This is a genomic window from Altericista sp. CCNU0014 (assembly GCF_044923475.1).
In the GTDB taxonomy this organism is placed as follows: Bacteria; Cyanobacteriota; Cyanobacteriia; order Thermosynechococcales; family Thermosynechococcaceae; genus JAAURS01.
Window position 1 is genome coordinate 169,252 of record NZ_CP137338.1, and the last position, 11,500, is coordinate 180,751.

Genomic DNA, 11,500 nt, shown 5'->3' on the forward strand with positions numbered 1-11,500 from the left:
CCTTGACATAAAGTTTAGGCCCGAGACTAAAGAACGGTCTCGTCAAGCCTTCAACATTGTAAGGCTTGACGAGACAAGGTCGCGGTCGTGCAGCTCACGCCCCCCGCTGAGGAATTTGACGCGGCATGACAGGAACGGGCGGAGGATAGGCAATCCGCTCGTGATTGACCTGCTGCCAGACTTGGACAAAGATATTGGCTAAGCTTTCAAGGTCTTCGCGGCTCAGGCTGGCATCTACAAGTTGACCATCTTCCCACCGGGTTTTAAAGATTTGCTTCACCGTGCGCAGGGCGACTTTAGGATCTTTTTGTTTCATCGCTCGCAAAGCCGCTTCGCAGGAGTCCGCCAGCATCACGATGCCCGTTTCCCGACTTTGAGGCGTTGGCCCCTCGTAGCGAAAGTCTCGCTCTTGAATCGCGATGGGTGGAGTGGACTGCTGAGCGTGCTGGCAAGCTTGATGGTAGAAGTAGGCGATGAGCATGGTGCCCTGGTGTTCTGGGATAAACGCCTGTACCGCTGAGGGAAGTCCTGCTTTACGGGCCATCACCAGCCCTTGCTCTACATGCTGGCGGATGAGATGGGCGCTCAACCAAGGATCGTCGAGATCGGTGTGCTTGTTGGGACAGCCAAATTGGTTTTCGATAAATGCTTGGGGGTCGTGCATTTTGCCAATGTCGTGGTACAGCGTCCCGGTTCTGACGAGCTCGACGTTACAATTGAGGGCGCGCGCGCCTGCCTCAGCCAGGGTGGTGACGAGTTGCGTGTGCTGAAACGTACCGGGCGCTTCTTCTGCCAGTTGCTTGAGGAGCGGTCGGTTGGGGTTGGCCAACTCCGCCAGGCGAATCGGCGTAATTAAATCGAATAGTTTTTCCAGGTACGGGCTCAGGCCCAAGGCAATAATGCACCAGCCCACGCCAATCAGTCCTTGCCGGAGCGCAGATAGAGTTAGGCTGTAGATCCCTGGATTGCTGGTGCTGCCTAGGAAGATCGCATAGGCAACAGCCTGCACGACCCCCAACACCAGCCCCACGCGCGCTAATTCTTCCCGCGATCGCACGTGTCCCGCCAGCAGACTGCCGACAAGGCTGCCGATGGCAATGGCCGCAAAGGTGGGCCAGACTGCAGATGGCAATCCCAGCGGCACTAAAAAGCCGAGCAGGACCACCACGATCGCCCCGATCGCCGATCCGTAAAAGCTGCCCAGGAGCAAGCCTACGGCTGGTAGCGGCGTATAGGTGACTTCCGTCAGGCCGATCAAGAGAGGCGCGCCGAGGGACAATAACAGCACCAAAGACGTATCTGCGGGAGACCAGCGCTGGTGGGACCAGCGCTGGTAATATCGCCCCTTCAGCCATGCAAACAAGCCTAGCGCGACGCCGACGGCAAGACCTGTCATCAGCAAACCGGGAACGTTCACGCGCCGCTGACTCAGCCCAAAACTATCCAAGAGCGCGAAACTAGCGGAGGTGATGGGCTGATTTTTGCGAACGATCTCCTCCCCTTTGCGAATAGAAACCTGAATGGGTTGAATTTGCTGCGCCGCTTGTTCTTGCTGGCGCAGGGTCTCTCCCGGCTCGATCGCGAGGTTAGACCGGAGGACCTTGGGCAAAAGCTGGATTGCGGCCTCGCGGTGGGGTGCGCTCCAGTCGTCCACTTGGGCGGCGACGGCTTTTTTGGTCACGTCGCCGAGCAGTCCGGGGGCAACGCCTTGAGCCAGCATCCGCCGCAAAACGACTCTGAGTTTTTTATAAAATGTCTCCCATTCCCGATCGGGAAGGTCGAGGATCGGCTCGACTTGCAGCGTCACGAGCTGGGCGGCAACGGAACGCTTGGCGAGCTGGTAGCGTTCGTTAGCTTGGATGACGGTCTGGCGCATTCGCGCCCATTGAGGTGCGGTGAGGCCCGCTTTGCGATAAAACGCGCTGAGTTCGGTTGCGGACTGTCGCAGTTCCGGCGATGGCTCGATCTCGGCCAGGCGATCGCGGGATGTCACCGCTGCCAATAGGGCCTCTAGCTCTGAAAGGCTGAGCCGTCGCAGGATTTGCTGCGTCTGAATGGAAAGCGTTGCGGTGGGCAAAAATGGGAACGGTCCTGCCAGTTTGCGAATGGCCTGAGCCTGAATCATGAGGGTTGAGAGGTCATTCTCAATGGTCTCGGTCAGGGGTTGGCTTAAGGTAAAAACATTCAGCGCTGTCTGGCGGGCCGCCTTGCGTGCGATTGCGGTTGCAATTTTATCCTCGACGATCGCCGTCCGAGGGGCATAAATCGTTTGGGGGGCGCGCGTGTTGACGGTCAACTGCGGTTCGTTGTAGAACCGATAGCCAATGGTGCCGGTGAGGGCCAGCAACGCCAACAGCGCCAACAAAGCAGACCGACGAAACGTAGGACCGCGACGAGTTTTGACAGATGGAGAACAAAACCCCATCCGCTCGCTCAAGGATCCGAGCTTCAGACCCTTCAAACGATGGAACCCCTTCGATAAAAAGGGAGATACGCGAACAGAGGCGCTACTGCCATCGGTACATCTCGATCGGTCGCCATTACAGTGGGAGTGGACTCGGAAATAAAGCTGCCAGGATCGGACTTGGATGATGAAGCGGATACAATCCTCACCTGAACCATTATACGAAACGAGGTCTCAATCGAGTGCGTTAGCGCGGACGAAGCTGTCCCGGCGGGGAAACCGCAACGACAGACCAGTCTCGATCTGGGCTGGGCGTATGGCAACCAGCCCACCGCGCCGCACAGAGGTTGCCTAACGTTTGCAATCCGTCTTCTAGGGGTGTGGCGACAGACCACTGCAGGGTCTTGAGGGTCCAGCGCCAGGGTGCGGGCAGGTTCGAAAAGCCGTTATGGAAGCCTGACAAGGCGGCCAAGAGAATTTGCAAATCGGGTTGATGGGGAAGGGCAAGGGCCGATCGCTGTAGGGTCAGGCGGAAATCTTCAGGGGCGCTGAGCAGCAGGTAGAGAACCTGCGCGATCGCGAAGTCTGGGTTCGCTTCGAGGGCGGAGCTGTCCCTCGAGATCTGCGGCGGGATACCACTGCGATCGCTCAGTTGTCGGTACACCGCACCCAGTTGTTCGGCTAGGGCTGTTTCTTGCAGTCCGGGCGTTTGCAGGAGATAAGACAGTAAATATTCGGGCGGCTCGGCGCGCTGGAGCCATTCTAGGGTTCGAATGACAGCGAGGATGCGGCTTGCCGCTTGGGGCTGGACGTTGGCAGAGCGTTCCGACTCGGCGATCGCCGGATACATGAAGGTCAACGGCAATACATTTAAGAGCGAATCTTGCCATCGGGTGCAGTGCCACAGGTCGGCGTCGATGTCTCCGGGACCCTTCAGCCAGCGCGCGGTCAGAAGGCAGAGGCGGTAAGTTCTCGGTAACGCTTCTCGCACCGTCAGATCTCTTTCGCCCGCAGGCGGGAGTTCGTCGAGTTGCCCTTTGGCATGCAATTCGCCTAGGGCAGCTCCGACCCATAGGCCCTGAAGTTTTAAGTGCAGCGGGTCTGCGTTCATGGGGTCGCTCCTGCGATCGATCGCGTTGCCGAGACAGGAAACGAGTCTCCCGTCCAGAGCCTTTGCCAGGTTAGTGTTTTGGAATCGGAAGCGAGCCGCCACCGCAGTAACTGACGCGCTGACTGCCCCACGCCAAGCCCCGGTAAGCCCAAGGCCTGTCGAGGCGTTTCGGTGGCCGAGGCGATCGCCGTTTCTGGGTCGCAAATGCCCCACTTCACGAGATTTTTGACGCCCTCTAGCAAAGGTAACGTCGTGCCCGACAGGGTTCCATCTGGCAGGCGCGCGGTCCCTCGGGTCACTTCAATCTGCCGGCTGTCCCACGGGTAGCGCCCATCCGGCAATCCTAGGGGGGCAAGGGCATCGCTGACCAAGAACAGTTCTCCGGGATTGGTGGCGCGGATCAGCCATTGCAGCATCTGCGGTGCAACGTGCTGCCCGTCGGCGATCGCTCCGCACCATACCCCTGGCGCGAGGGCAGCGACCCCCAGCAGACCGGGCTCGCGATGGTGCAGGGATGGCATGGCGTTAAAGGCATGGGTGACCATGGTGGCACCTCGGGCAAAGGCGGCTTGGGCTTGGGCGGCGGTGGCATTGGAGTGGCCCAGGCTGACGGTGATGTTTTGAGTGCGGAGATAGGCGATCGCCTCCCCAGACTCATCCAGTTCTGGGGCTAAGGTCATCACTTTTACCCAAGGCGCGTAGGAGCCGAGCACCTGCTTCAGCCGCTCCAGAGTGAGGGGCTGAAGATACGCTTCGGGATGGGCACCGCGCTTCTGCGCGTTGAGAAAGGGACCTTCTAAGTGCGCGCCTAAAATTTGGGCGATCGGCTGGTGGCCTTGGGGCTTAAAGCAAGCGATGCAATCCAAAGCCCGATGAATGTTGCCAACAGCAGTGGTGACGATGGTAGGCAAAAAAGCGTCCACCCCTTGCGCCCATAAAAAAGCAGCCACCTCCTCTAGCAGTAACGCTTTATCTGGCCCTAAATCTGGAAATGCTAGCCCTAAGGCTCCATTAATCTGAAGGTCTAAACCGCCTAGAGAGAGCCAATCTCCCGCAACATCAACGCTAGATTGCAAAACCGATCTTGCCCCATCCATCGGCATAATGGCGAGAATCTTCCCCAACTCATCTAGCGCGAGCTGCTGTCGCCCTTGATATCCGAGAAGGTGGGCATTGACAATCCAGTAGCAGAAAGATGATTTCATGGCAGCCAATACATCTTATTGCTACAAAAATAATCATTAAATAAGTTCATTACATCCATCCAAAAGAAAAGTAAACGCGTTATTTTTTTTGCAATTTTAATTAAATCACTTCGCTATATTAAAAATTAATTTCATACTCGCGATGCGCTCGAGTCTTTGCCTAAAATTCTTGATTTTGATATAGTTCGAGGAACTCCTGACCAGAACAATTTTAGGTATGACCCAATCTAATCTATATCAGCCTGTTCTCCTTCGAATACTACATGGTGCTGCTGCAATATTAACCGTTCTAGCCTTAATTTCAGGTTTTTGGGTTTATAACACCTACGACAAGCGCTGGGGAAGTATTGCCTTACCCGCGCTGGCTGACATTCAAGGCATTCATGGCACCATTGCTCTAACCTTCCTATTGTTTCTACCCGTCTTTGCCTTATACAGCTTTCATCTGGGCGCTCGTCGTTTAGTTCGAGACGGATCTTTCAGTCAATTAAAACAGTTTGGCAAGCCCATTTGGTGGACTTCATTACATCGCCTTGCCAATACGTTAATGTTACTTGCAGTAACGCTTGCTGCGATTACTGGCCGAATGATGAAAGAAGAGTGGCTCCCTGCTGGAGAGATCTATCGACAATGGTATCTAGCCCATCTACTTGCATGGGTCGGCGTGTTTGTTAGTCTTGCAATACACCTACTCATTGGCGCGAAGGTCGGCGGAACGCCACTCCTCCTCTCGATGTTCGATTGGAAAATACGCCAAGGGGATCGCCCCCAATCTTGGCTTCAAGGAATCCAGTTTAAACATTCCGATTCAATCTTGAAAGCGATCGAAGGAATTGTCATGGTCGGTATCATCTTAGCCTTCATCCTACCCGTTTTTAATCCCTAAAATGCGGCAAATAGCGGGAGGTTAGGCGAAGCGCGAGCGCAATCCAACATTTCGCGCTTGAGGCAAACCAGCCAAAGCAAACCAGCCAAAGCAAAGCCGACCCGAGAGAAAGGTCGGCATACCCACACTCAAAATTCCCATGAGTGGTTGTAAATCCGGATTGAAGAGCTTGACTCAGATCTTTTCATCGCGCGCGATGAATCAAACTCTCTCGTTTTTACCCCGGCTGAACGATGCGCGAAGGTTCGACCGCGACGGTCGAATTAGACTGGGTTTTTTGCACGACTGAATCCGCAGGCAGTAATTCAATGTGATTTAATAAAGTCGTTACAAACGCAAACAGCAGAAATGGTACTGACAACACCAAAATTAGGCCGCTCGTCAGAAAGGCATAGACGGGATTCTGATACATCGCAATGGCCGCACCCAGGCTAATAAAAATGACGATCAGCCAAATCATCACCTGACCGTAGATATCCCCAAAAGTTAGCGTGCAGGCGAAGCGGTATTTTTGCAGTAAACCATTCATAACCATTTCCCTAGAAACGTTAAATCGTGTTACAACCCTAGCTCCATTCTGAATAAACCGAAGGGTTATTTCTAATAATGGCCCAGTTTTGCAATAGAAGTTTGTATAACTCGATAGTTCGATACAAAACGATACCCATCTAATCGCACCATCCTTAAAAATCCTTTACGGAGTTCGTCCCCTCATGTTCCATTCAGAACCGACGCCAGAAGTTGCCATTATCATGGGAAGCGATTCTGACTTGCCGACGATGGAAGCGGCGATCGCCGTCTGTCAAGATTTCGACATCGCCCATCGCGTTGAAATCATTTCAGCGCACCGCACCCCCCAACGGATGGTGGAGTTTGCCCAAACCGCCCATACCGTGGGCTTGAAAGTCATCATTGCCGGAGCGGGCGGCGCAGCGCACCTGCCGGGCATGGTAGCCGCGCTGACGCCCTTGCCCGTGATTGGCGTTCCAGTGGCCAGTCGGCATTTGCAAGGCGTGGATTCGCTGTATTCGATCGTGCAGATGCCCGCAGGGATTCCAGTGGCGACGGTGGCGATCGGCAACGCGCAAAATGCAGGATTGCTCGCAGTCCAGATCTTGGCAGCACAGCGGCCAGATCTGCTGGAGAAGGTTCTACAGTTCCGGCAGGGGCTTGAGGAAATGGTGCAGGCCAAGCAACGTCGTTTAGCAGAGATTGGCGCTAAGGCGTATTTGACGACTCAGTCTTCCCCTTGAAGTCGTGTATGGGGTTGAAAGCCTTAATCGATTGAGCTTTGCGTTCGATATCAGCGTCAGGAGCCAAACTAAAGATGACTCAAGAAAACTTTTTGCTTAAGGTAGCCAATCCAGAGATGCAGGAACAGAGTTTCCGCGAATTTTTAGAAGCGCAGCGGGAATTACAGGAGATCTGGCCGTGGCAAGCCTCTGTAGAGCATTGGGTGGACCGCATCCTCAGCTTTGCCGAGAAACCCTACCTGACAAAGAAGCCTTTGCGGAGCGCGGCTTCCAAACTTATTTCGAACAGGGGGTTGAGTTGGCTCGACAAGGATTGACCACGCTGAACGAAGCAGTCCGGGTGGGATTGGCGCGTAGATCCGAGTTGTAACTATTGCTCAATGGGCTTGCTCCGCGCAAAATAGGACTCGCCAGTTAGATCGGTTCGATTTACACTATGCCTATCCTCCCCTCCTCTGATGCGCTCGCGGCGGAACGCGCCTGGGTTGAAATCGATACAGAAGCGATCGCCCACAACATTTGCGCCCTTCAGTCCGTTCTCACCCCTGGAACTGACCTCCTCGCAGTCGTCAAAGCCGATGCCTACGGCCACGGTGCAGTCAGGGTTGCCGCCCTAGCAGAGCAATTAGAGGTAAAGTCCTTCGGTGTGGCCACCGTACCAGAGGGCATCGAACTGCGGCAGGCCGGGATTCGCGCGTCCATCCTGGTGATGGGGGCCGTGCAGTCCCGCGCTCAGATTGAGGCGATCGCCCAGTGGCGCTTGGAACCCACCCTTTGCGACCCCGTCCAAGCCCAATGCTTTGCCGATGCACTCTCAGCACCGCTCCCCGTCCATCTCAAAATCGACACCGGTATGTCGCGCCTCGGGTATCCGTGGGAGCAATGCGCAGACTTTATGCAGCAGGTCATGGCGCTCCCTCACCTGCACGTCGCCAGCCTGTATTCCCATCTGGCCACCGCCGACGACCCGGATCCCCGCTTCATGAAAGAACAGCAGGCCCGCTTTGAGGAAGCGATCGGGCGATCGCGCGCGGCAGGCATTCCAATTCCCACGCTGCACCTTGCTAACTCCGCCGGAACCTTATTCAGTCCGGCAATGCACTACGACCGAGTGCGGGTCGGACTATCCCTCTACGGCATTTATCCAGGGCCTCAGTTTGAAGCGGCAATCGCCCTCAAGCCAGCCATGCAGGTGCGCGCCCGGATCGCCCACATTCGAGACCTCCCCGCAGGGGTGGGCATTAGCTACGGACACCGCTTTGTCACCGCAAACCCCTGTCGCGTTGCCGTTATCAGCATTGGCTATGCCGATGGAGTCCCGCGCAATCTTTCAAATCGGATGCAGGTGTTGGTGCGGGGACAGCGCGTTCCGCAATTGGGAATTATTACAATGGATCAGATTGTGATTGACGTAACCGCCATTCCCGATGCAGCCGTTGGGGATAGCGTTACGCTCCTAGGGAAAGATGGCAGCAGCAACATCCCGTCCGAAGAGTGGTCCCGACTTCTAGATACGATTCCCTACGAAATCGCATGCGGATTTCAGCAGCGATTGCCCCGCGTTGGGGTTCGAAGTTCGATGTAACACCTGCGATCGCACCCTTCCGTTTTGCGAGCCGATCGGGCTAGAAGCTCGAACGACCGAGCGATCGGTTCTCCCTCGATCTTCAGCCTTATCTCCCTTGATCTTCAGACTTAAATGAAGCTATCGTGCATGAACGAAGGGATCGATGCCATCTTTGACAAAAGCTTAACCCTCTCAGGAACGTTGATGGCTGATCTCATCTTATTTTGGCACCGCCGCGACCTTAGAAGTTCGGATAATGTGGGCCTATCGGCAGCCCGCGCTCGCAGTCCTAGAGTGGTTGGAGTCTTTTGCTTAGATCCCGATATTTTGAACCGCAACGACGTCGCGCCCGCACGCGTCACCTTTATGATTGGGTGCCTTCAAGCACTAGAGCGATGTTATGAAGCGGCTGGGAGCCAACTCTTAATTCTCAAAGCCAAACCGGAAGAAGCCATCCCGAAGCTGGCCCGTGCCCTCAATGCATCGGCGGTATTTTGGAATCAAGACGTCGAACCCTATGCCAAAGACCGCGATCGCCGCGTGACCCTAGCCCTCCAACAAGAAGGCATCTCCGTCTCCACCTTCTGGGACCAACTCCTCCACGCACCCAACGAGATCCTGACTGGAGCGGGAGAACCCTATACGGTCTACACCCCCTTCTGGCGCAACTGGAGCAGCAAAACCAAACTAGAGCCATTCCCCGCCCTTAGAAATGCTCGAGGTTTAACTGCCGAAGAGCACGCCACCGCCATCGAAGCGGGCATTTTACCCCTGCCGACTGCACCAGAACTCGGCTTTGTGTGGGAAGCACCCCTGATTGCCGATCCGGGAGAGCAGGCAGCCAAGGACATGCTCGACTACTTCTGCCACAACGCGATCGCCGAATATCAGGAAAACCGCAACTTCCCCGCCACGCCCGGTACCTCCTTCCTGAGCGCCCCGCTCAAATTCGGGAGCATCGGCATCCGCACCGTTTGGTCCGCCACCACCGTGGTGTTGGAAGGCAGCCGCAGCGACGAAGTCCGCGCTAGCATTCAAACCTGGCGGCAGGAACTCGCCTGGCGAGAATTCTATCAGCACGCCCTTTACGCCTTCCCCGCCCTGGCGGACGGTCCCTATCGACCGCGCTGGAAAACCTTTCCTTGGCAGGGAACAGACGAGCAGTTTGAAGCGTGGTGTAACGGACAGACAGGCTACCCCATTGTGGATGCTGCCATGCGTCAGATGAACCAAATCGGGTGGATGCACAATCGCTGCCGCATGATCGTCGCCAGCTTTTTGACCAAAGACTTGATCGTCAACTGGCAGCGCGGCGAACAGTACTTCATGCAAAATCTCATCGATGGCGATCTGTCCGCCAATAATGGTGGGTGGCAGTGGAGCGCATCGAGCGGAATGGACCCAAAGCCCTTGCGGATTTTCAATCCCACCACCCAGGCGCAAAAATTTGACCCGGAGGGCGAGTACATCCGCGAGTGGCTCCCCGAACTGCGCCATATCGATACGGAAAACTTGGTCAGCGGCAAAATTTCTGCCGAGGACTGCGATCGCTGCGGTTACCCCCAGCCTATTGTCGATCACAGCGTGCAGCAGCGGCTCTTCAAACAGCTTTTTCAGCAACAAAAGTGACGCAATCCAGCGGCTTAATCCTTGGAATGGTGGAGGTACCGTGTTAGGATGTAGGGCGAATGTTCTGGAAAGAGACGCAATTTCCGAGCGTCGATGCAGTACTGGGGTGACTAGCTCAATGGTAGAGCAGAAGACTCTTAATCTTTTGGTTCGGAGTTCGAGTCTCCGGTCACCCATTCCAAAAGTCACACTCAATTCTGGATTGCTGCCAAGTTCAGTCCGGCGAGTCGCTAAACTGAGTTTGGCTCTATCTGAAAATCGCTGAACCCTCAGTGATGTGCGAAGAATTTGTGTACTATTTTAACAGTCCTTAACTTTTTGGCCCTCGCAAATCGCAACAAGGGTTAGAGAGCTGACATCAGTGCAAATAATTCTATGTTTGGTTTAATTGGCCATCTCACCAGTTTGGAACACGCTCAGCTTGTGGCGCGGGATTTGGGCTATCCAGAGTATGCCGACCAAGGGTTGGATTTTTGGTGTATGGCACCGCCCCAAATTGTGGATTCGATTACCGTCACCAGTGCCACAGGTCAGGTCATCCACGGAAAGTACGTAGAATCTTGTTTTTTGCCGGAAATGCTGGCCACGCAACGGGTCAAATCGGCAACGCGCAAAATTATCAACGCAATGGCTCACGCCCAAAAACACGGCATCGACATCACGGCGTTGGGCGGATTTTCATCCATTATTTTTGAGAACTTTAATTTAGAGCGCATTACGCGCGTCCGCGACATCGAACTCGATATCCGGCGGTTTACCACGGGTAATACCCATACGGCTTATATTATTTGTCGCCAGATCGAGCAGGCATCTCAGCAGTTAGGTCTCGACCTCGCAAAATCTACAGTAGCGGTTTGCGGCGCGACCGGAGACATTGGCAGCGCAGTTTGCCGCTGGCTCGATGCCCGCACAGACATCGACGAACTGCTGCTGGTGGCTCGCAACCAAACCCGGCTCCAGGATCTTCAGGCAGAGTTAGGGCGCGGCAAAATCATGGCCCTAGAAGAAGCGCTACCCTTAGCCGATATCGTGGTGTGGGTTGCTAGCATGCCCAAGGGAGTTGAGATTGACCCAGCCACCCTAAAACCCTCCTGCCTCATGATCGACGGCGGCTATCCTAAAAATTTGGCCACTAAAATTCAGGCTCCTGGCGTGCGCGTCCTCAGCGGTGGCATCGTCGAGCATTCCCTCGATATTGACTGGAAAATCATGAATATCGTCAATATGGACACCCCTTCCCGTCAGTTGTTTGCTTGCTTTGCGGAAGCAATGCTGCTGGAGTTCGAGCAATGGCACCTGAATTTTTCTTGGGGCCGAAATCAAATTACAGTAGAAAAAATGGAGCAGATCGGTCGAGCCTCGGTGAAACACGGGTTTAGGCCATTACTGCTCCCACTTGCAGCCTCCTGAAGAGAAGATAGCTGGATAGACTCGTTCCGCCAGAG

The 11,500-nt window shown here is 55.0% G+C and carries 10 protein-coding genes and 1 tRNA gene; 7 read left to right on the forward strand and 4 right to left on the reverse strand.

What is annotated here, in order from left to right; translation table 11 throughout:
- Positions 1-94 precede the first annotated feature (94 nt).
- From R6H26_RS00925 to nagA, 3 genes are all read right to left on the reverse strand, one after another.
- Positions 95-2,461, reverse strand: coding sequence for an HD family phosphohydrolase (locus R6H26_RS00925; RefSeq protein WP_404787530.1), 2,367 nt, complete (start codon positions 2,459-2,461; stop codon positions 95-97).
- A 190-nt stretch (positions 2,462-2,651) separates the two neighbouring features.
- Positions 2,652-3,515 carry a hypothetical protein gene (locus R6H26_RS00930; RefSeq protein ID WP_404787532.1) on the reverse strand — a complete coding sequence of 288 codons (864 nt, stop codon included), beginning with the start codon at positions 3,513-3,515 and terminating at the stop codon, positions 2,652-2,654.
- Complete coding sequence (nagA, locus tag R6H26_RS00935; protein ID WP_404787534.1) at positions 3,512-4,720, reverse strand: N-acetylglucosamine-6-phosphate deacetylase; 1,209 nt, start codon at positions 4,718-4,720, stop codon at positions 3,512-3,514. Before nagA ends, R6H26_RS00930 begins: the two co-directional genes overlap by 4 nt.
- A 217-nt stretch (positions 4,721-4,937) precedes the next feature.
- Between nagA and R6H26_RS00940 the strand changes: the two genes are divergently transcribed.
- Positions 4,938-5,606: a cytochrome b/b6 domain-containing protein gene (locus R6H26_RS00940; protein WP_404787535.1), complete on the forward strand. Its 669-nt coding sequence runs from the start codon at positions 4,938-4,940 to the stop codon at positions 5,604-5,606.
- Positions 5,607-5,823: 217 nt separating this feature from the next.
- On the opposite strand, the gene R6H26_RS00945 is transcribed toward R6H26_RS00940, so the two are convergent.
- The gene (locus R6H26_RS00945; protein ID WP_404787536.1) at positions 5,824-6,141 is read right to left on the reverse strand and encodes a hypothetical protein; all 318 of its coding nucleotides are present in this window, start codon (positions 6,139-6,141) and stop codon (positions 5,824-5,826) included.
- Positions 6,142-6,319: 178 nt separating this feature from the next.
- Between R6H26_RS00945 and purE the strand changes: the two genes are divergently transcribed.
- The 6 genes from purE (at position 6,320) to R6H26_RS00975 (ending at position 11,465) form a co-directional block, all read left to right on the forward strand.
- Positions 6,320-6,859: a 5-(carboxyamino)imidazole ribonucleotide mutase gene (gene purE, locus R6H26_RS00950; RefSeq protein WP_404787538.1), complete on the forward strand. Its 540-nt coding sequence runs from the start codon at positions 6,320-6,322 to the stop codon at positions 6,857-6,859.
- Positions 6,860-6,933: 74 nt separating this feature from the next.
- Entirely contained in the window at positions 6,934-7,176 is a 243-nt protein-coding gene (locus R6H26_RS00955) for a hypothetical protein (protein WP_404787540.1), read from the forward strand.
- Between the two features lie 119 nt (positions 7,177-7,295).
- On the forward strand, positions 7,296-8,444 hold the full coding sequence (gene alr, locus R6H26_RS00960; RefSeq protein ID WP_404787542.1) for an alanine racemase: 1,149 nt from the start codon (positions 7,296-7,298) through the stop codon (positions 8,442-8,444).
- A 186-nt stretch (positions 8,445-8,630) separates the two neighbouring features.
- Entirely contained in the window at positions 8,631-10,055 is a 1,425-nt protein-coding gene (locus tag R6H26_RS00965; RefSeq protein WP_404791165.1) for an FAD-binding domain-containing protein, read from the forward strand.
- 104 nt (positions 10,056-10,159) lie between these two features.
- Positions 10,160-10,231, forward strand: a tRNA-Lys gene (locus R6H26_RS00970).
- A gap of 199 nt (positions 10,232-10,430) precedes the next feature.
- Positions 10,431-11,465: a long-chain acyl-[acyl-carrier-protein] reductase gene (locus tag R6H26_RS00975; protein WP_404787544.1), complete on the forward strand. Its 1,035-nt coding sequence runs from the start codon at positions 10,431-10,433 to the stop codon at positions 11,463-11,465.
- Positions 11,466-11,500: the final 35 nt, after the last annotated feature.